Origin of the sequence: Campylobacter vulpis (assembly GCF_014217995.1) — a bacterium.
In the GTDB taxonomy this organism is placed as follows: Bacteria; Campylobacterota; Campylobacteria; order Campylobacterales; family Campylobacteraceae; genus Campylobacter_D; species Campylobacter_D vulpis.
Genome location: NZ_CP041617.1, coordinates 1119907 through 1141495 on the forward strand (window position 1 = coordinate 1119907; position 21589 = coordinate 1141495).

Below are 21589 nucleotides of genomic sequence, written 5' to 3' on the forward strand. Positions count from 1 at the left end.
TTTTTGATAAATTATACTCCAAATTTATGCTAAAATACGCCAAATTTAAATCAAAAAGAAGTGAAAATGAAAAAATTTAAAGATTTTACTCTCAATTTTCTTTTTAAAATTTCCAAACACCCTGTGCTTTTGAGAGATTTGCTAGAAGCAAATGTTTTATTTAATGAAGGTATGCTCATAGATCCTGCTAAACTCAATTTTAAAATTAAATCATTTAATGCCTATCTTTATTATGGGGTTTTATGTCTTGTAATTTTATTACCCCTACTTGTAATAACACACTATTTTTTCACACTTTTAGACTTTCACATTAGCATTATTAGTGCGGTTTTAGTAACGGCTTTTGTCTTTATTGGCTTTGACCTTTTTAAACTTTACATAAGAAAAATTATGTCAAAAAAACTTATTTTAAAAGCGTGGCAAAATCACTTCCCCTGTTTTGCCTATGAAAAATATTCCAAAATCGTAGAAGAAATTTATAAACAAGCCCTAGAAGAAGAGGTTCCTAGAAACGCCCTTGAGCAATATGTGCTTGAAAAAATCGTCCATTATCATTCCAAATAATCTAAAATTTGATTTTGAAAACGCCGATTTTCCAAGCGTCTTTTCAGCTCTTTATTTTCCTCATTTAACACACTTTCTTCTGCTTTTAGTGTAGCAATTTCTCTGCTTAAATAATAAATTTGATTACGGATATAAATTTGCGGAACAAATAAAAATAAAGCAAAGCTTAAAAGCAAACTCGCAAAAAGCAGGTGATTTGCATTTAAATTTCTCTCCTCTTTTGTAACCTTACTAAAGCCCTCAAGCAAGGTATCTTTAGCCTCTATAGTTTCGCTTTGTAACTCTTTTAAAGGCTCTATTTGTGGCTGAAGAGTTTTAATATCTAAAGGTTTTTTTTCTTCTTCAATTTCTGGTTTTTTGGAAAGCTTTTCTTGTTTAAGTGGTGTTTTTGGCAGCTGAGTTTTTTTATCTTTAAAAGAAGAATTTTGACTTAAATTTAAAACGGGAGTTTTTATAGTGCTATTTTGCCCTAAAGGCTCCTTTTTAAGTCCTTTCTCTACTTTTTTAAATTTTTTAAAATTAAAGATAAAACTTTTCCTTTTTTCGAGCTTTTCCTTTTTAACTTCATTTTTTTGCTTATTTTTTCTTTTAAAACGAACAAAAAAACGAGAGCTTAAAGGCTGCTTTTCCTCCAACTTTACATTAATTAAGTCTTCCTTAAGATAGATATTTGATTTTTTCGATGAATTTGGCTCAAACAATTCATCATCAAGCAAATTTTGACGCTTATTCTTCACACGCCTTCTTAAAATATCATCACTAGAAATTTCTTTCTTAAGCTCTTCGTCCATAGGAATTCCCCGAGTCATAGCCCGTGAATATTTAAGCATTTTTTGGCGTATATTTTGCTTTTCTTTTAAAAAATCTTCTTCTAACATTCCAACTCACTTAAAATAAAAAGCTCGCATTTTTGCACAAGATGAACGCGGATTAACTTTTATCTCCTCTTGGCTCGGCGTTAAGGGTTTTTTATTTAAAATTGCACCCAAATTATGATTTGCCCCGCACTCGCAACGAAGCGCCCTTTCATCACAAATGCAAGCTTTAGCCCATTTTTTAAAATAATTTTTTACTATCCTATCTTCTAAAGAATGAAAGCAAATTATAGCTAAAATGCAGTCTTTTAGGTGTGCTTTTTCAAGTTTTTGCAAAAAAAGCTCCAAAACCTCAAGCTCTTTATTAACCTCTATTCTTAAAGCTTGAAAGGCTAAAATAGCTTGTGATATTTTGCGATTTTTCAGCCTTGTATCGCCTAAAATTTCACAAAGCTCTTTAGCACTTGCAATTTGCTTTCTTGCCCTAGCTCTAATAATTTTCTCCGCTAAAAAATCTCCATTTTTTAACTCTCCATAAATTTTAAAAATATTTGCAAGTTTTTCTTTCGAGTAGTTATTAATCACATCAAAAGCACTTAAAGGCTGATTTTTATCCATTCTCATATCTAAAAAATTTGAACGCAATGAAAAGCCTCTTTCATCTTTATCTAAATGCAAAGAAGAAACGCCTATATCCGCTAAAATTCCTCTTAAATTTCTCAAATCAATCTGCTCTAAAATTTGCGAAAAATTTGAGTGATACAACTTTATTCTCGTGTCAAATTCTCTCAAACGCTCTTTAGAAAATTTTAATGCCTCCTCATCTTGATCACAAGCGATTAAATGTAAATTAGGATGCATTTTAAGCAAATTTTCACTATGACCACCATAACCCAAAGTGCAATCTAAAAAAACCCCCTCATTGAGCTTTTCAAAAAGATGATTAACTTCTTTGGGTAAAACGGGAATATGTGGAATTTGCAAATTTTATCCTTAAAGCTTTTTGCTCTAATTTTAATATTTTATCTAAAATAAAATATTAATTGCGGGCAAGAATTCAACAAAAAGCTAAAAGCTTTTTATTTATCTTTGGCTAGAAAAAATCTTTAGATATTTTATATCAGCAAGCTTTAATAAATTTGTTTATTAAGTTTTATGTCCCATAAAACAGACTGCAAACTTCATTTTACACTTGTATATTTTTACAAAAAAACAAATAATTTTCTTAAATTATACTCTAAATTAATTTTCAAAATTTAGTAAAAAATATCAAAATATTCTACAATTAAAGCCTATTTAAAACTTAACTTGATAAAATAAAAGCTTTAAAAAAAAATGAGAGGAAAAATATGCTTACTTGGATGCAGCACCATAAAAAGTATTTAGTCGTAACGATATGGATTAGCGTTATTGCCTTTGTTGGGGCAGGTGTTGTGGGATGGGGAGCTTACGATTATAATCAAAATAGAAGCAGTTCTGTCGCCACTGTGGGTGATGAAAAAGTTTCTTTTGTGGAATTTAATTTAAGATATAATCAAATTTATGGCTATTATAATCAAATTAGCAATGGGGGCTTAAGTGAAGAAAATGCCGAAAAATTAGGACTTAAAGATCTTGCTCTAAATTCACTCATTGAAGATAAACTTTTACTTAATTTTGCAAAAAGCTTGGGGCTTTGGGCAAATGAAAATGAGGTTATACAAGAACTTTCTATGGCAGAAGAATTTCAAAATGCCAATGGAATTTTTGATAAAAATATTTATTATGCCATTTTAAAGCAAAATAATATACTTTCTAAAAATTATGAACAGATTTTAAGTGATAGAATTATTCTCAATAAGCTTAATAAAATTTTTGAACTACCTGCTAAGGAAAATGAATTGCAAATGTTGGCAGCAAGTTATTTTATGCAAGATGCTTTAGAAATTGCCAAAATCACTTTTGATAAAAAAGACTTAGCAATCGATGAAAACGCTCTTAAAAAACTTTGGGAAGCACACAAAAACGACTTCAAAACGCAAAAAAGTTACGAGCTTTCTAGCTATTTTATCGAAGCAAAAAAGTCAAATTTTTCCCAAGATGAACTTAGAACTTTTTATGAAAATGAAAATAATAAGTTTAAATACAAAGCTCAAGATGGCAAAATTTTAGACTTTGAACTAGCTAAAGAAATGCTTATAAAAGATCTTAGTCTTGAGAAAACAAAAAATTTAGCTAATGAAAAATTTGTTGCTCTAAGAAATCAAAAAGATAATTTTCAAAAAGATTTTAACATTAGCGAAGAAGATGGAAATTACCCTTTTGAGCTCTTAGCAAAGGCTAAAAATAAGGATATTTTAAAGCCTGTCATTTGGCAAGAATGCGAAAATAAAATTTGCAAAGATGGCTTTATGATTTTTCGTTTAAATCAAATAAATCCTGTGCGTATTAAAAATTTCGAAGAGGCAAGAGCTGAAGTTTTGCCAATGTATTACAGCGAAGAAGCAAGAAAGGCTCTTGAAGAAAAAGCAGAAAGAGCTCTACCATCATTTAAAGGCGTGGAATTAGAGTTTGTCAATAGAAATTCTATCAAAGATGTTAAAAAAGTTGGTGATGAAATTTTGAATAGTGCAGAATTTAGCTATTTTCTCTCGCAGGTTTTTAATACAGATCAAAATAGTTCTTATGTTCTAATCAATGATACAAAAGCTATACTTTATCGTATTAAAAAGCAAAAATTAAATCCAAACAAACAAGATTTTAATCAATATCAAACTATGCTAGAATCAAGCCTAAAAACTCTTAAAAGTAGTGAAATTAAACAAGAGCTTTTAGAAGAATTGAAAAAAACATATAAGATTAAAATTTATCACTAAAGGGAAAATTGTGAATATATTAGGAATCGACTTAGGCTCAACGCAAACTTGTGCCATTATCGCCCAAAAAGATGAAGATGGACTAAAAATTATAGGCTTTGCCAAGACAAAAACAAGCGGAGTTAAAAAGGGTGCCATTACAAACATAGAACTTGCCTCCAAATCCATAGAGGAAGCTGTTAGCAGTGCTGAAATGATGAGTGGAGTGCATTATGATAAAGTTGTTGTATCCATTTCTGGTGCTTACACTAAAAGTGTTGATAGTGTAGGCGTTGTCAATATCCCCAATCACGAAATAGGCATTAAAGAAATTCACAGAGCCGTCAGCACGGCAAAACACACGGCAAATTTGCCAAGTGGATATGAGATTATTCATGTTTTACCTTACAATTTTAAGGTCAATGACTTAGAGCATATTGATGATCCTTTAGGAATGAGTGGAAATCGTCTTGAAGTTTCAACTCACATTGTCATTTCGCAAGAATCGCACATTAAAAATTTAAAAAAAGCCGTAGAATTAGCCGATTTACGCGTGGATAATATTGTTCTTTCTGGCTATGCTTCTTCCATAGCTTGTTTGGATGATAGTGAAAAAGAGTTGGGAGCCGTTTTAATTGATATGGGAGGAGCGATTTGCGATATTGTAATGCATATGGGAAATTCCATTCGCTACAATGACTGTTTGCAAATTGGTTCAATTAATATTACACAAGATTTATCTATGGCTTTGCATACCCCACTAAAAGAAGCAGAAAAAATTAAACTTAATTATGCTGCCTTTTCTATGCAGCCTAATACCCTCATACAAATTCCAAATATAGGCGATGAAAAATTTGATGAAGTCTCGCTTGATGCTATTTCTAATATAATTTATGCAAGAGCAGAAGAAACCTTAATGATTTTAGCCAAAATTTTAAGCGACAATCGCTATACTAATAGCGTAGGTGGAGGCGTTGTGCTAACAGGCGGTATGACAAAACTTGCGGGACTTGATGAGTTAGCACCTACCATCTTCGATAACAAATCCGTTCGTCTTGCAAACGCTAGAAAAGATTTGATTAATGGCTTTAATGAGATTTTTAACGATCCAGAAAATACTTGTGCAATAGGTCTTTGCCTTTACGGAGCTGGACACTTTACTCCTTATGAGTTGGATTCTAATGAAAAATTAAGATATAAAGGTGAAATTGAAAATTTCAATCGTCAAATCAAGCAGGATTTTACTCCTCAAAAAGAGGAAGAGGAAATTCAAAGTGAAATTTTTAACGAAGATTTACAAGAAAATGATGCGATAAGCATACAAGAGCAATTAAATTTTAAAGAACGAAAAGAAAAAAAGCCGAGTGTTTTTAGCAATATTTGGCATAAAATTATGAATCAATTCTAATGTCAATTCATAGCTTACCTAAGAAGCTATGAATCTTTTAGAAATTCTTCCTCTAAAGCAATTAAATCTTCAAATTTTTCTCTCTTACGCACCATTTTGATAATTCCATTTTCTAAGGCAAGTTCGCAAATTCTAGGGCGAGTATTATAATTACTACTCATTGTAAAGCCGTATGCTCCAGCCTCTTTAATCAAAACAATATCTCCGCTCTTACTTTTTGCAAGCCTGCGATCTTTAGCAAAAAAATCGCCACTTTCACAAATTCCTCCAACAACATCACAAGAACTTAGCTCCCCTTTTGTATAAGGCAAAACAATCTCGTGGTAAGCATTATATAAACTCGGGCGAATCAAATCATTCATCGCCGCATCAACAACCATAAAGCGTTTTTTAGGCGTTATCTTTTCATACAAAACACTGCACACAAGCACTCCGCTTTGTGCTACCAAAAAGCGTCCGGGTTCTAAGCCTATCGTTACATCAAGTCCGCTCAAATTCTCCAAAATTCCTTGCGCATAATCATACAAACAAGGTTCTTCTTCCCCCTCATAACCTACACCTAATCCTCCACCTACATCAAAAAATTTAAGCTCAATTTTTAAAGCCTTTAATTCTCTTAATAATTTTGCCACGATAAGTGCTGCCTCGTGTATGGGCGATATGTCAAGTAATTGTGAACCTATATGAAAATGCACTCCCACAGGCTCTAAAAATTCACTTTTTGCTGCGTATAAATACATCTTTCTTGCCACATCAAGCTCTACGCCGAATTTATTTTCATTAAGCCCTGTGGAGATATAAGGATGCGTTTTAGCATCGACATTAGGATTAACTCGTATGGAAATTCTAGCCTTTAGCTCAAGTCTTTTTGCTACACTTTCTAAGAGTAGCATTTCTTCTTCACTTTCTAAATTGATATACAAAATATCAAATTTTAAAGCTTGCTCTAGCTCCTCTTCACTTTTTCCAACCCCACTAAATATGATTTTATAAGGTTTCGCTCCCACCCTTAACGCTCTTTTTACTTCACCTATACTCACACAGTCAAAACCGCTATCAAGTCTTGCTAACATTTGCAATAAACTTAAATTTGAATTTGCTTTCATTGCGTAAAAAATTTGAGATTTTCTTGCTTTAAAGGCACTTTTCAACTCCAAAAAACGACTTTTTATTAAATCAAAATCATAAAGATAAAAAGGGGTCTTAAATTCTTCTTTTAATTTTATATAATCCACAAAATCTCTCCTTAACACTTTTTATATGATATAAATAAGGCAAAAAAAGCCAAAAGTAAATTCGGTAAAATAATGCCAAATTCTCCACTTATAACGCCATTTTCACTCAGTCTTAAAAATACAAATAATCCCCCCCAAACTACCAAAGTAACCACAAAGGCCACAAAGGCCACAAAGGCCAAATTAAAAAAACGCGCAATCACTGGAAAATAATAATACATCATAAGCATCAAAAAGGGTGCAAAAAAGGGCGCAAAAATGAGCTTGTATAAAGTGATTTTTAAATTTCTCGTATTAAGCCCTTGAGAATCAAATAAAATCAAACTGTGATACGCATCATATATGGAATACTCCTTGCCGCTTGCCACGCTTTTAGCAAGTTTAGGTTTAAAGCCTTCTAATGTCTCCAAATTTGCAAATTTTTCACTTTTATAGCCATTTTCCCCTAAAATAAATTCTTTTGGTATGTAGGTAATATTTCCCTCCTCTAAAAGCCAAGAATTTTCATTAAATAAAGCACGATTTGCTTGAATAAAATGACTTAAATTTCCATCTTTTAAAGAAAAAATCTTAAGCTTTTTAGCTAAACCCTCATCTAAACTTTTAATATAAACAAACTCTTCATTAAATTTCAAAAAAATATCACTGCTTTTTTTATTTAAAACACCATTTTTAAGTATGCTTCTTTTATACTCATTTGCATACGCAAAGGAAGTAAAATTAAGTCCAACATAAATAAAACAAAACAATAAAGCCCACAAAAATGGATAAATAATAACTTTATTTTTACTAAGTCCCAAGGCATAAAGACTAACAAGTTCATTATTTCTTATCATAGTTAAAAGGGACAAAACAAGTGCAAATATCAAAGAAATGGGTAAAATATAAGTAACAGCACTAAAACCAACAAATAAAATATAAAGCAAAATCAAATTGGCAGATGCTGGTAAATCTTTAAAATTTAAAAGCAAATCTATACCGCAATAAAATCCAACTAAAGCAAAAAATAAAATGAAAAAATTTTTAAGATAAATGGAAGAAATAAAATGAAAAAATACACCCATTATCAAGCCTTCAAGCTATAGAGTGAAGAAATTTTTGCCAAATCATTACCGCGTATAAGTTCAAACAAGGCCTCCTTAGCCCTCAACAAAACCTCACTTAAAACTACCTTTTCCTCACTTGTAAATTGACCTAAAACATGCGATATGGTATCTTTACCTCTTCCTACACCTATACGCACTCTTTCATAATTGTTTCCATATAGATGATCTATACTCTTAAGCCCATTATGTCCGCCACTAGAACCTCCCTTTTTAAAGCGCAAAGTTCCCAAATTTAAATCTATATCATCGTGAATGACAATTAAACGCTCACACTTGTAAAAGTCGCTAACAGCTTTAACGCTAATGCCAGAATGATTCATATAAGTATGAGGTTTAAGAAGTAAGGAAGAGTCTATCTTATAAAGCTCTCCCCTAAATTTCGAGTGAGATAAAATTCTAACTTGACTTTCTTCACTCAAAATCATATCAATAAGCATAAAGCCTACATTATGACGGGTATTTTCATACTCTCGCCCTATATTTCCAAGTCCTACGACTAAAGTCATCGCGCCTTTTCTACGCCGACAACCGCCACCCTATCTGCTTCAATAATGCTCACTCCCTTCGGCACAACAATATCTTTAACAAGCAAAGCATCACCCACATCAAGCTTACTTACATCAAGTTCAAAGAAATTTGGTAAATTTTCAGCTGCACACTTAACCTTTAAGCGTCTTTTAGATTGAATTAAAACGCCCTTATTTTTAAGACCTATAGCCGTGCCAACGACTTTTACTGGCACCATATATTTAGAAATCACACCCTTTTGTGCAACTTTTAAATCTACATGTTTTAAATCACTCGTAACAGGGTCTTTTTGATAATCTACCACCACAACACTCAAAGTCTTAGCGCCAACTTTAACATCAAAAATAAGAGTGGTCTTTTTACGTACCTCTTTGATAAAATCATTCACCTTAAAAGCTGCGTGGATATTCTCCAAACCTTTGCCATAGATGTTTGCAATTAGATAACCATCTCTTTTTAAAGCCTTAGCCGCTTTTCTGCCGATACTCTCTCTAATGATACCTTCTAACATCTCTTTCCTTTCTAAAAAAATAAAGCGAAATTATAGCTTAAAATCATTTAAAAACGCTTAACTTGATAATTTTGCTAACAAATCATCAAATTCAAAACAAAAATTCTTCAAAGCTCCGTCAATTAAATAATTGCAAGTTTCATCTAAAAGTTCTTTGGAGACTAGCTTGTTAAGTTTTTTTTGAAGCTCTTCATCGCTTAAAGTTGCTTTAAACTCACACTCTCCATTAAAAGCTCTAATAGCATCTAAAGGAGCGGTATTTAAGGCTCTCTCTAAATAAAGCTCCCTAATATAAAAATCTTTTGGCAAATCATCACCTTTTACACCCGTGCTAGCAAATAAGGCACGGATATTTGGCTCATTTTGTGCCATTATGTAATTGTAAGCTAATTTTGCGTTTAAAACGCCGATTTGATTTGGTTCACTCACTCTTTCATTTAATATTCTATCCAAGCGACTTACAAAAACGCTAATCACAGCTTGCGGTTCTTTCGCCTTAGAATAGGCTTGTGCCTTACGAAAAGCCCTTAAGCCCTCATTTAAAGCTTCAAAACATTTTTTATTTTGCTCCCCAGAAAAAATAAGCGTTGCATTAACACTAATACCACTTTTCATCAATTCATACATCACCTCATAAGAAGCCTCAGTGGCTGGGATTTTCATCATAATATTTTGTCGCCCCATAGCACTATGCAACCTTTTTGCCTCTCCTATACTAAGACTGGTATTATCATAAAGTCTAGGGTCTATTTCAAGGCTAATAAAGCCATCGTTACCTTTTTCAAAGTTATAAGCAAGTCTATCTGCCGCCTTACAAATATCGCTCATTGCTATATTTTCATAAATTTCCTTAGATTTTTTTCCTCTTAAGTTTGCAATTTTACTTTTATAAGCTGGAGTTAAAATTACATTTTTTAAAATAAGGGGATTTGAGGTCGCACCATTAATCTTAGAATACAACAACTCAACAAATTCATTATCCAAAAAGCTATCTTCGACAAAATCACACCACAAAGAAAATTGTTTCATTGCATCACCTTTATAATCTCTCTCAAATCTTTCACATCAATACACACACTAGCATTTGCTTTTAAAATTTCCTTAGCACAAAAAGCGATTTTAAAGCCACTATGCTCAAACATCGCTAAGTCATTTGCTCCATCTCCAACACACATTACTTCTTCTTGATTTAAATTTAAAAACTGCTTAAGTCTTTCTAACATTAAACCTTTGGAATTTGAAAACATCATCTCTCCACCCACAAGTCCTGTGAGTTTTCCATTTTTATGATGAAGATAATTTGCAAAGCCGAGTTTAAAATTAAGCTTTTCCATAGCATAATCTACCCCCTCATGAAAGCCCCCGCTAAAAACTACACAAATAATATTCTTAGAATTTAGAAATTCAATCAACTCAAAACTGCCCTTCATTAAGGGTAAATTTTGACTCACTCTTAAAACATCATCGCAAGACATACCCTTAAGCAAAGCCACTCTTTGATGTAAGCTTTCGAAAAAATCAAGCTCTCCATTCATAGCCTTTTGGGTGATGACTTTTACCTCATCACCCACACCATAAGCATTTGCCAAAATATCTATAGTTTCTCCGTCCATTAAGGTGGAGTCAAAATCAAAAACGCAAAGTTTTATCATTAAAATTCACGCTTCAATAGGGCTTCGACCTTTAAAATTGTAAGGATATTTTCATCTCTCTTTCCTATACCATATATCATGCCCTTTTCCTTAGCTAAAGTTTCAGGTGGCGGATCAATCTTATTTCTATGAATTTTAATTGCTTCTGTAAGTCTATCAATAACAAAACCCGCATTACTACTCACACCACTACCATTAATATCGCCACGAAGCACAATATAACGCGTTTGTGGAGTCATTTTAGAACTCCCCAAATTAAAACGCTGAGCAAGATCGATAAGTGGCATTACATTACCCCTCATATTAAATACACCTAAAACATAATCAGGCACACTAGGCACTCTAGTAAATTCAATAGGCTTAATAATTTCTTGGATATTTAAGATGGGAATAGCATACTCCTCATCTCCAACCACGAAACCAACAAGCTGGATAATGTCATCTTCTTTTCTAATTTCATCGCGATCCACCATTTGCGATTGCTGTCTTTGTAAGACTTGATTTAATTTTTCATTACTCATTATCTTATCCTAGTTTCAAATTTTTACGCACAACATTTTCCAAATATTCAGGAGAATAAGGCTTAGTAATATATTCAGTCATACCGACTTCCACACCTCTTAAGCGGTCTGTTTTACTCGTCCTTGAAGTTACAGCTATGAGTGGTAAATTGCGGTATTTAGAATACTTACGAATTTCTCCTGCTAAAGTATAACCGTCCATTCTTGGCATCTCAATATCAATTAACATAGCATCAATTTCATGATCGCCCGATTTAACAATATTAAGCGCCTCTACTCCATTAGTTGCTTCAAGTAAGCTTATGCCTAGTGGCTCAAGAGCTTTTTGCATTAAAGTTCTATCCATTTTAGAATCATCAACTATCAAAACCTTATAATCACTTGGCTGCTCCTTAGGCTTTTTAACGCTCGATTCAAGTTGGGCTTTGATATCAACCTTAATTTCTTTCGCCATATCCATCATAGCACCTACATCGATGATAAGCGTTACCCTACCATCACCTCTTATGGTTGCACCTGCTATACCTTGTATATTTTGCAAATAATCACCCATAGATTTGATAACTATTTCTTCTTGTCCTACAAGAGTATCCACGATGATGCCGAGCTTAGATTCGGCCACACCTATAATAACAACATAAGTTTGATCCCCACTTTCAAGCACTTGTTTTACCCCAAAAACATCTGAAAGCCTTACTAAAGAAAGCACCTCCTCACGCAAACGTAAAACATTTTTGCCTTCTATTGTGTAAATATTATCAATAGGCACTCTCACTGTTTCAAGCACTGAAGCAAGTGGGATAGCGTAGAATTCTTCTTGTGTTCCCACAAGTAAAGATTGAATAATCGCTAAAGTAAGCGGAATTTTAAGCTTAAAAGTACTTCCTTTTCCAAGCTCACTATCTATCTCAATTACGCCGTTGAGTTTTTCTATATTTGTCTTAACAACATCCATACCCACGCCACGACCCGATACATTTGTAACCTTAGCGGCGGTTGAAAAGCCTGGCTTGAAAATCAAAGCAAAAGCTTCTTTATCTGTCATTTGCTCGGCTTCTTTTTCAGTAATGAGACTTTTCTCCAGTGCTTTCATCTTAAGCCCAGCTGGGTCAAGCCCCTTACCATCATCAGTAATTTCAACGACAATATGATTGCCCTCATTATACGCTTTAAGTTGAACAGTGCCTCTTTCTGGCTTACCATTTGCCTTACGCGTAGCAGGATCTTCTACGCCGTGGTCGCAAGAATTCCTAATCATATGCATAATAGGATCGCCTATTTCTTCAACTATGGATTTATCAAGTTCAGTTTCTTCACCTGTAATCTCAAGCTCAATTTGCTTTCCAAGCTCACGACTTAAATCTCTCACAACGCGTGGAAATTTATTGAAAACCTTAGCGATAGGCTGCATTCTCGTTTTCATCACGGCAAGCTGCACATCAGTTGTAATAATGCTAAGTTGCGAAACGACTTGATTTAATTCCTCTAAGAATTTTTCACCCTCATAACGCTCTTCAACATCATCATAAATTTTCAACAAGCGGTTTTTGCCCAAAACAAGCTCACCGATTAAATTCATCAAATGATCAAGTCTCTTAACCTCAACGCGTATGGTTTGATCCATACCTCCACCGCCTCCACCTGAAGCTGGAACTTTCTTTTCTCCACCCGTTTCAGTTGTAGGCTTAGGTGTAGCTGGAGTTGCATTTTTCTTTTTCTGCGCACGCCTTGCTTGATCTTCAGCCTTACGCACTTTAAGTAATCTTTCAATCTCTGCTTCAACCTCAGAATCGCTAAGTTGATTCACATCAACATCAGGTTCAGCACTTGGTTCTGGTGCAACTGGAGCTTCCTCCTTAAGTTCTGCTTTAGGCTCTTCACTTGACACAGATGCAACCGCTGAAACATCACCTTCCGAAATGGCTGTAAGTCTAGCACAAATAGGTCCTATATCCATACCTATAGCAGAATCGTTGCCATTATCACGGATAGAATTTAATAAAGTCTTCATTCTATCGATAGACTCCAAAACCACATCCATAATATCAGGGGTGATCTTAAGCTCACCGTGTCTTGCCTTATTTAACACATCTTCCATATGATGCGTTAATTTTGTCAAAACATCAAAATTTAAAAAGCTTGACGAACCCTTTACCGTATGGGCAACGCGAAAAATTCTATTAAGCAATTCCAAATCCTCAGGATTTGACTCAAGCTCTACTAAATCATGGTCGATTTGCTCGACAAGCTCAAAAGCCTCAACTAAAAAGTCTTCAAGTATTTCTTGCATATCTTCCATATCTTACTCCTCTCCTTGTGCTTTCTTCAAAACGCGTGTTACTTCAGAGAAGAAATCACTTGCATTAAATTTCACTAAATAACCCTCTCCACCGGCTTCTTTTACGCCTTTTTCATTCATAAATTCATTCGATAAAGAAGAATTAAAGATGAGTGGAATTTTTCCAAATCTCTCATCTTCTTTTATGCGGGCGGCAAAATGGAAGCCGTCCATCTGTGGCATCTCAACATCACTAATGATAATTTTAAGATGATCTTTTAAATTTTCTCCATAAACTTGACTAAGTTCTTCAAGCTTATTAAGTCCCTCAACACCATCTTTTGCCTCAATCACAGTAAAGCCCATTTGTTGCATCATATCTCTTACGCGTCTTCTAGCCGTCATACTATCATCTAAAATAAGTGCAATTCCGCTAAATTTCTCCGCTTCTCCTATCTCAAGTTCAGTCTTAGGTGCATAAATTCCCAAGTCCTCAACCACGCTTTCAAGATCAAGTATAAGCAAAACCTCATCATTTTCTATACGCGTAACGCCCGTAATCTTACCCTTATCTAAAGCTCCAGAACCCGCAGAAAAGCTTGCTGGCTCTATATCTTTCCAGTTAATACGGCGAATTCTCTTAGCCTCATGAACTATAAATCCAATAAGAATATTAGAAAATTCCGTGATAATAACCCTAGGCTTTAATAAAGCACTTTCTGGCTCGACGATTTGCATCCATTTAGCAAGATTAACCACAGGAATCACTACACCACGAAGGTCGAAAATCCCCTCAATATAATCAGGAACGCCGGGCAATTCTGTAAGATTAGGGATTTTGATAATCTCTTTAACCTTAGAAACATTGACGCCATAAATTCCCTCATAAATTTTCTCGTGTCCTTGCTTGAAGATACGGAAATCAACAAGCTCCATTTCATTTGAGCCTGTTTTCACAATATTTTCATCAAACATTTTGACCTCTCAATTGTTGTTTTTCGAATTTGACTTCTGGTGCGAATTTTACAACAAAAAAACTTCTCTCATATGCAAAACTTGGCAAATTAAAATATTTCACCCTCTCCTCCTTTAAAAACAAATTTTGATGATAATGCCCCTCTATAACCCAAGCACCTTTAGCTTGGTATTTCTCATACCTTTTATATGCTAAAATTTTGAAATTTTCAATTTTATAAAAAAGATTTTTTCTCTTTTGTCTTGCCAAAATTTGCTTACTTATACTAGAAAAAGTTAAGAAATTTAGCACATTTAAAAAGCAAAGTAAAAATCTATTTCTCAAGCTTTTAAGCAAAAATTGCAAAAAAGGATTTAAAAAAATATCGCCGTGTGCTAAAAAAAATTTTTCTTTTTTACCTTTACTTGTATGCAAAATTAAAGGTTGATTTTGCAAGGGTATCACACGCACTTTTTGAAAAAAACAACTTAAATTAAAGTCGTGATTTCCCTCTAAATAATAAACTTCCATTTTCTCGCATAAGTTCTCAAGCAAGGCTATGTAAGGCTTAGCAAAGGTATGACTCGCACTTATCTCCCCAACAAGCAAATCAAAAATATCACCCATTAAAAAAAGTTGAGGCGTGCAAATTTCGCCCTTTTCTAAGGCTTGTAAAAAATTCCAAAAGCCCCTTCTGTCCTCATTTTCGTGTGCATCGGCTACAAAAAATGCCCCCTCTTTAAGTGTAAGCATTAAAATTTCAAAGGCTCATAAGCTATACTAATGATCTCAAACTCGCTCTCCCCCTTAGGCAAACGCACCTTAAATTCATCGCCCTCTTTTTTGCCCAGCATAGCTCTTGCTAAAGGTGAAGCTATGGAGATATAGCCCTTTTCTAAGTCGCTCTCACAAGTGCCTACAAGAGTGTATTTACTCTCCTTTTCGCTTTCTAAGTCCATAATCACAACACTTGAGCCAAATTTCACGCTTTTATGCTCATAGCTTGCTGGGTCTATAATTTGTGCTCTTGAAAGTATGTCGCTAAGTTCTGCTATACGGCTTTCTATCAAAGCTTGTTTTTCTCTTGCGGCGTGGTATTCGGCGTTTTCTTTTAAATCCCCGTGACTCCTTGCCACATCGATTTCCACGACAACGGCTGGGCGTTGATTATCCTTTAAGTCTTTTAATTCCGTGCTTAATTTTTCAAAACCAAAGCTACTCATCGCTTCTTTTTCCATACTATTTTCCTTTAAATTTCATTAAGTATTTTTGCCATATTTTTCGCACTTCCAAAGCTCAAATACTCTTTTAAAAAGCCCACTTTAGCAAAAAATGGCTTATAGTCAAATTTATTATAAGCGTTTAAAAGATTTTTCACACTCACTTCATCTTGCAAAAATTCAGGATTTAGCGGCTCTTTATTTGCAAAATCGCAAAAAATATTTGCAAGTCCTATATGTTTGAGTTTTACAAAAAGTCGCGCTATGAAAATATCAACCGCCTTTGCCTTGTAAGCTAAAATAAAAGGCGTCCCCACCAAAGCCGCCTCTAAAGTCGCCGTCCCACTGCAAATAAAGGCAAAATCAGCTCTTTTAAGCAAATTTGGCGTATTGCTTTCTATCTTAAAGCCCTCCACATCGCCATAAAGGTGCATTTTGTCTAAATTAAAGGGCGGCACACAAAGCACTTTTTCGCCCTTAAAATGCGTAGATAAATCCCTAAAAATAGGCATTAATCTTATAATCTCACTCTTTCTAGAGCCGGGTAAAAAGGCTATGGTTTTTTGCTCTTCTTTTTTTGTAAGGATTGTTTGCATATCAAAACTCGTTTTAAATTCGCAAATTTCATCAAGCAAAGGGTGTCCTACATAAGTGCTTTTTGTGAAAAACTGCGAGTCAAAGGGTAAGATAGAAGCTAAAACATCAAAATGCTCCTCTATCACTGGGATACGCCCTTTTTTCCACGCCCAAACCTGTGGCAATATGTAATAAATACGTTTTGTTTTTGAATCTGCCCTTTTTAAAGCTTTTGCTAAGGGGATATTAAAGGCAGGTGAGTCTATGCAAAGCACGGCTTTAAAGTCTTTATTCTCTCTTTCTCTTTCTAAAGCTAAACTCACTAGCTTTTTAATCGCTCTTTTTGCCTTAAAAATAAGAGGTAAAACCTCCACAAAGCCCATAGCACTAAATTCGTGTGAGCTATAAAGAGGCTTGGAATCAAGCTTAAACTCCTTACATAAATTCTCATCATATATCCCACAAAGCTCAAATTTTCCATACTCTTTTTGATAAGCCTTTAACACTTCTTTTAGATGCAAATTTGCTGATGGCTCTAAAGCACACACTAAAAAGCTATTCATACAATTTCCTCAAAAAGCTCTTTTACGCTAGATTTTGTATATTTTTTAAGCTTAAAATCGCTTTGTGCGTTTTTATTATAGTAGCGTAAGATAACTTCGATTTTTTCATTATTATAAGTTAAAATTTGAGAAAAAAGCTCCTCGAAAGCATTGATTTTAAATTTAGCATTTTCCTCATAACTTAAACCTTTTGGGTCGATGAAAAGAATTTTAAAACTCTTACCTTTCTTTAACCAAAAAATAAAATCGGGGTAAAATTTCCTTTCTTTTTGCTCCCTTTCATCAAAATAAGGGATATAAATTTCATCTTTTTTTTCCACAAGTTTTGAAAAACACCATTTATAACCTTTTAAAAAAGCCTCATTTTGCAAATTTTTTTCCAAATCTTGTAAAAATTCCCTCTCGCTTTTATGAGTGATAGCGAAATTAATCTCACTTTTTCCGTCATCTTTATGATAAATCACTAAGGGCTTATAATAATGCTCTTTTAGTTTGGCTGAAATAGTATAGTTTTCTTTAAATTGAACTTCGTCTAGTTTCGCCTGTTTTAACGCCTCTTTAAAGCTAATTTTACCTTCTTCTACTTCTTTTTCTAGCTCCGCTTCACTTTTTGCCCTCATAACGCTTTTTATCATTTCATTGATTTTCCTTACTTCCTCCTCGCTAAAATTAGCTTGCATTTCTTTATAATGCTTAATTTCATCTTTTAAATCTTCAAATTTATCAAATTCCTTTAATTTCGCATTTAAACTAGCATTGATGATTTTAAGTGTTCTTTTTGCGTCAAATTTATCTTCATTTCCGCCTGATTTTTGAATTTGAGATTTTTCGCCCTCATTAAATTTCTTAATTTCCTCAAAAGTAGAGTATTTAAACCCCTCATATAAACACTGCTTTACTATCAATACATCTTCATCATAATCTTGCATAAATTCCCTTAAATCCTCCGCCTCTTTTGCAGAGATTTTATACTGCTGATGTAAGCTTGCTTTATTTTTATATTTTGGCACAGGTAGAGGGCTTAAAATTTTTGTTTTTTTAAAGCCTTGAAGGGGCTTTGTTCTCATTACCACATTTAAACCCTCGATGATGCTACTAATCGCCTTATTATCACTCGCCATTATAAAAAGCGTCTCCAAAGCAGGAGCGTATTTTAAACAAGCCTCCTTAAAGTCCATTTCCTCTTTTAAGACACTTAAACGCTTTCTTTTGTTTAAAAAAGGCTCTATCCTCACGCCTCTACCTATGGTTTGCAGGACATATTTTTTCGCATTAATGCTACCTATATTAATGAAAGAGATAAGATTGACCCTATTACTATCCCACCCCTCGCTAAAAACCTTACTCCCTAGCATGATGTTAATGCTTGAATTTTCGCTATTGATTTCATCAAAAAAGCCTTTTGAAACATCTTTGATAGTCTCAACACCAAGCGTTTGTAAAAATTCCTTTTGCCACTCCTTGACATTTGCTATATTTAAAAGCATAAAAGGTTTGTTTGAGTTCTTACTGCAAAAGACTATTTCCTTATCATTTCCCTTTACCATATAGCATTCTAAATTCGCATTTTCGTGCGCGTAAAAAATGTTTTTCCTTAGCTCCTCATTATTCACATTTTTCACAAATTCCAAAAGCTCCTCGCTTAATTTATCAGCTTTAAAATACAATTCTTGCCCTTTTAATTTCTCATATAAGTTTAAAGCCACCTTTTGAATTTCTATTTTATTTTGTAAAATGCTTAAAATAGTCTTAAAATACAGCCTTATCCCCGCATCTTGCGTATTGACCTTATTTGAAACGGCTATGATGAGAGGATTATGATAAGTAAAATTCGCATTTAAACTTAGCAGTTTTTTTCTCGCCTTTTTCATCGCATTAAAGATAATAAAGCTCTCTAGTATAGTTCTCTTTCTATCCTCCTCATTATCCTCGTTTTTATAGTCTAAGCTTTCATTTAGCACGGCTATATTTTTACCATAGCCGTCCTTATTAAATTCTGCTAAATTATAATTATAAGCACAGCTTAAAAAATCTATCTCATCTTCAAAAGTCGCAGAAAAATTTAGCACAAAGCCCTTAGCAAAGTCATCTTCACTCACACTTCCCCTTGCTAGTTCGTGAAAATAGCCCTTTCGTTTTGAATTTGCATTTTCGCCTCTATGTGCCTCATCAAGCAGGATATACCAGCCCTCATTATTTTTATAATTTTCATAGTCTAGCCTTTTTGCCTTTTTATCCTTACCTACATTTTCCTTGCTATCGAGCAAATCACTTCGTGCTAAGTAAATGCAAGGCTCACTAAAGAGGCTATTTTTCACACTTTCATACTCTTTTAGCTCTCTATATTCTAATTTTTTATGATATCTTTTGATATTTTCTTTAAATTGACTTAAAATTTTATCATTAGGCACTAAAAGCATTATAGGTTTTTTAGGGAGTTGCCCCTCTTTCATCAAAGTTAGCATTAAGTCCATAAGCTTTATCATTATGATGGTTTTCCCACTACCCGTTGCCATCCAAAAAGACGCCCTAGCTATATCTTGCTTTTTTAAATTTTTATCATAGTTTTGATAACGCTCTAAAAGACTTTTACGACTATCATAAGAGTCTTTTTTATACCAAAAGCGAAGAAAGGCTAAAGCATTTTTAATGCTCTTTTTTTGATAGTAGTGCAGTCTTATGCCCTTTGAAAAGCTCTCAAGCTCCTCATATTCATAACGCTCACTAAGCCCCCTACCCTCTATAAATTTGCTTAATAATAATGTTTGATTAGTCTCTTGTTTTGCCATTTTATATTCCTAATTATAGTATCTTAATTGTAGGTATAAATAATCTAATTTTTGCATTGTTAAATTCCCAAAAAACCATAAACATTATCTATATTTGCATTCCCACTTGAATCTATTTTTATCGGTTTGGATTCTAGGCTATTACCCGAACAAGAAGTTTTACTCTTTGATGAAATTGAAGCAGGGTAGATATAAATATTTTTCGCATTTTCTAGTGAAATATCAAAATCATCTGCCTTAAAATGTTGTTTATAATTTTTATACAAATATTCTAAAAATATTTTAGAACTATTGATTTGATCTAAGGCTTTTTCGCGATTTTTTTGACTATTGCTTGACTTTATTTCACAAAAAAATATGTGTAAATTTCTATTTTTGCATATTAAAATAATAAAATCACAGCTATCCACTCTAGATTTTTTCTCAAAGAGATTTTCAATAGCCCTACATTTTGTTATATCTTGCTGTATGATTAAAATATCATCATTATTACCCTTATTAAAATATATATCCCCAATCACGCTTGATTCTTCTTGTTCGCTAACACATAAACACCCATTTTTTTCTTTTGCTTTCAAGCTATGATGAATAGAATTTTTAAAGTTAGATAAGCTTTTATTTGTCATCATCACTCCTTTTACCCCTCATAACTTCTTCAAAAATCAATCCCTGATTCTCATTTTGCAAATCAATAGGCTCATCAAAAGTCTCCATAAAAATACCTTGCTCTTGTGTAATCTCTACCGCCCTTAAGGTATTTTTACCTTTGATATTTTCTGCTAAATATGCTCTTACCTTTTTAGATTCTAAGCCATATTCTTTACCATATTCTTGCTTTTTGATTTTTTGAATTTGCTCATCTGAAAGATTGTTTAACATTATACAATTACTCAATTCTCGCACAATATAATCGCTATGCGTTGTGATAAATACCTTAATTCCTGCATTTACAAGTAAAACAAGTAATCTTGCTACAAGAATCTGATTTTTAGGGTGAAGATTAAGCTCTGGCTCATCTATCATTAAAATATCATTTTTATTCGCAATATGAAAAATATAATAATTTAACATCAACAAAGAACGCACAGAGCTAGAAGCTATTTCAATATTATAAGCCTTTTTTGAACCTTTAGGTTGAAATAAAATTCCAGCGTCCGTTGCCTTATATTTTCCTCCAATAATCTTGCCTAAAATTTCAAAAATTATTTTATATTCATCTTTGTGTTTTTTAAAAATACTCTCTTGTTTTGATATTTGTTTAATATCTCTAATGAATGCTATATTATCCCTCACAGGTTTTGGATAGAGCTGTTTTTTCTTATCTAATGTCCTATTGATTTCAAACAAACTAATATCCTCTTCCTTAAGCATTTTTTGCATTGTTTCTAGCTTTGCTATTTTTATAAAATCTAACTCTTCTTGAAATATAGATGCCCCTGTTCTTTCAACACTTAAAATAAAATTTTTCATAAAAATTATGTGAAGTATTGCATCAAGAAATGTCTCCACATACTCAACAAAAGCCCTTTTGTCCAAACCAGCGAAACTTAACCCATTATCATAAATAGTGTGTTGCACTCCTCTTTTATATCTTCTGTTTAAGCTATTGTTTTCTAAATACTTTTTAATAGCCTCTTTAACATTTATCAAAGAAATATTAAACTCTACATTAAAATCTATATCTGAAAAATCCTCCTCTTTTCCTGCCATAATTTGTGGTAAAATGCGAGTAGAATATAATTTAGTTTTTTCTTGCAAGTGTTTTGTTAGTTTTGCCAATATCTCTTCGTATGTTATTTTAATTTCTTGTTGAGATTCCCTTATTTTTTCTAAAAATTCATTATCATCAAAAAGATTTCTTCTTGCCCTTAAAAACATATCACGAATATTTCTCATAAAGTCCAAATACCCATACAAACTATAAGTCGCATAGGTTTTGCCTGTATTGTTTTCACCGCAAATAAGTGTCAAATCGCCTACTTCAAACTCTGCTTCATCAAGCATTCCAATATTTTTAATGTGAATTTTCATTAC

At 33.2% G+C, this 21589-nt stretch carries 20 protein-coding genes; 3 read left to right on the plus strand and 17 right to left on the minus strand.

Features of this window, described 5'->3' with window-relative positions:
* The first annotated feature begins 66 nt into the window (after positions 1-66).
* Entirely contained in the window at positions 67-564 is a 498-nt protein-coding gene (locus CVULP_RS05765; protein WP_099507569.1) for a hypothetical protein, read from the plus strand.
* On the opposite strand, the gene CVULP_RS05770 is transcribed toward CVULP_RS05765, so the two are convergent.
* Together CVULP_RS05770 and rsmH are read right to left on the minus strand one after the other, a co-directional pair.
* Positions 552-1442, minus strand: coding sequence for a hypothetical protein (locus tag CVULP_RS05770; protein WP_099461655.1), 891 nt, complete (start codon positions 1440-1442; stop codon positions 552-554). The two genes, CVULP_RS05765 and CVULP_RS05770, sit on opposite strands and share 13 nt — an antisense overlap.
* A 6-nt stretch (positions 1443-1448) precedes the next feature.
* The gene (rsmH, locus tag CVULP_RS05775; protein ID WP_099507568.1) at positions 1449-2363 is read right to left on the minus strand and encodes a 16S rRNA (cytosine(1402)-N(4))-methyltransferase RsmH; all 915 of its coding nucleotides are present in this window, start codon (positions 2361-2363) and stop codon (positions 1449-1451) included.
* Positions 2364-2728: 365 nt separating this feature from the next.
* Here rsmH and CVULP_RS05780 point away from each other — a divergent pair, with 365 nt between their 5' ends.
* The gene (locus tag CVULP_RS05780) at positions 2729-4234 is read left to right on the plus strand and encodes a peptidylprolyl isomerase (RefSeq protein ID WP_099507021.1); all 1506 of its coding nucleotides are present in this window, start codon (positions 2729-2731) and stop codon (positions 4232-4234) included.
* 10 nt (positions 4235-4244) lie between these two features.
* Positions 4245-5621, plus strand: coding sequence for a cell division protein FtsA (gene ftsA, locus CVULP_RS05785; RefSeq protein ID WP_099507020.1), 1377 nt, complete (start codon positions 4245-4247; stop codon positions 5619-5621).
* A 26-nt stretch (positions 5622-5647) separates the two neighbouring features.
* Here the strand turns inward: ftsA and lysA are convergent, their stop codons facing one another.
* Genes lysA through CVULP_RS05860 form a run of 15 tightly spaced genes read right to left on the minus strand, consistent with a single transcriptional unit; the run spans position 5648 to position 21586 of the window.
* Positions 5648-6856, minus strand: a complete 1209-nt coding sequence (gene lysA, locus CVULP_RS05790; RefSeq protein WP_099507019.1) for a diaminopimelate decarboxylase — start codon at positions 6854-6856, stop codon at positions 5648-5650.
* An 11-nt stretch (positions 6857-6867) separates the two neighbouring features.
* Complete coding sequence (locus CVULP_RS05795; protein ID WP_099507018.1) at positions 6868-7920, minus strand: LptF/LptG family permease; 1053 nt, start codon at positions 7918-7920, stop codon at positions 6868-6870.
* Positions 7921-7922: 2 nt separating this feature from the next.
* Positions 7923-8468, minus strand: a complete 546-nt coding sequence (gene pth / locus CVULP_RS05800; protein WP_099507017.1) for an aminoacyl-tRNA hydrolase — start codon at positions 8466-8468, stop codon at positions 7923-7925.
* Positions 8465-9001: a 50S ribosomal protein L25/general stress protein Ctc gene (locus CVULP_RS05805; RefSeq protein WP_099462134.1), complete on the minus strand. Its 537-nt coding sequence runs from the start codon at positions 8999-9001 to the stop codon at positions 8465-8467. The genes pth and CVULP_RS05805 overlap by 4 nt, the downstream gene beginning before the upstream one ends.
* A gap of 57 nt (positions 9002-9058) precedes the next feature.
* Complete coding sequence (locus CVULP_RS05810) at positions 9059-10030, minus strand: transaldolase (protein WP_099462136.1); 972 nt, start codon at positions 10028-10030, stop codon at positions 9059-9061.
* On the minus strand, positions 10027-10653 hold the full coding sequence (gene serB / locus CVULP_RS05815) for a phosphoserine phosphatase SerB (RefSeq protein ID WP_099462138.1): 627 nt from the start codon (positions 10651-10653) through the stop codon (positions 10027-10029). Before serB ends, CVULP_RS05810 begins: the two co-directional genes overlap by 4 nt.
* Entirely contained in the window at positions 10653-11174 is a 522-nt protein-coding gene (locus CVULP_RS05820; RefSeq protein ID WP_004277002.1) for a chemotaxis protein CheW, read from the minus strand. The genes serB and CVULP_RS05820 overlap by 1 nt, the downstream gene beginning before the upstream one ends.
* A 4-nt stretch (positions 11175-11178) precedes the next feature.
* On the minus strand, positions 11179-13473 hold the full coding sequence (locus CVULP_RS05825; protein WP_099507016.1) for a hybrid sensor histidine kinase/response regulator: 2295 nt from the start codon (positions 13471-13473) through the stop codon (positions 11179-11181).
* Between the two features lie 3 nt (positions 13474-13476).
* Positions 13477-14427, minus strand: coding sequence for a chemotaxis protein (locus CVULP_RS05830; RefSeq protein ID WP_099462143.1), 951 nt, complete (start codon positions 14425-14427; stop codon positions 13477-13479).
* Positions 14420-15160, minus strand: coding sequence for a UDP-2,3-diacylglucosamine diphosphatase (locus CVULP_RS05835; protein WP_099507015.1), 741 nt, complete (start codon positions 15158-15160; stop codon positions 14420-14422). The genes CVULP_RS05830 and CVULP_RS05835 overlap by 8 nt, the downstream gene beginning before the upstream one ends.
* Complete coding sequence (gene greA / locus CVULP_RS05840; RefSeq protein ID WP_099507014.1) at positions 15160-15645, minus strand: transcription elongation factor GreA; 486 nt, start codon at positions 15643-15645, stop codon at positions 15160-15162. The genes CVULP_RS05835 and greA overlap by 1 nt, the downstream gene beginning before the upstream one ends.
* A gap of 11 nt (positions 15646-15656) precedes the next feature.
* Positions 15657-16766, minus strand: coding sequence for a lipid-A-disaccharide synthase (gene lpxB, locus CVULP_RS05845; RefSeq protein ID WP_099507013.1), 1110 nt, complete (start codon positions 16764-16766; stop codon positions 15657-15659).
* Entirely contained in the window at positions 16763-19555 is a 2793-nt protein-coding gene (locus CVULP_RS05850) for a DEAD/DEAH box helicase family protein (RefSeq protein ID WP_099507012.1), read from the minus strand. The genes lpxB and CVULP_RS05850 overlap by 4 nt, the downstream gene beginning before the upstream one ends.
* A gap of 59 nt (positions 19556-19614) precedes the next feature.
* Positions 19615-20181, minus strand: coding sequence for a hypothetical protein (locus tag CVULP_RS05855; protein ID WP_099507011.1), 567 nt, complete (start codon positions 20179-20181; stop codon positions 19615-19617).
* Positions 20171-21586, minus strand: a complete 1416-nt coding sequence (locus tag CVULP_RS05860) for an AAA family ATPase (protein ID WP_099507010.1) — start codon at positions 21584-21586, stop codon at positions 20171-20173. The genes CVULP_RS05855 and CVULP_RS05860 overlap by 11 nt, the downstream gene beginning before the upstream one ends.
* Positions 21587-21589: the final 3 nt, after the last annotated feature.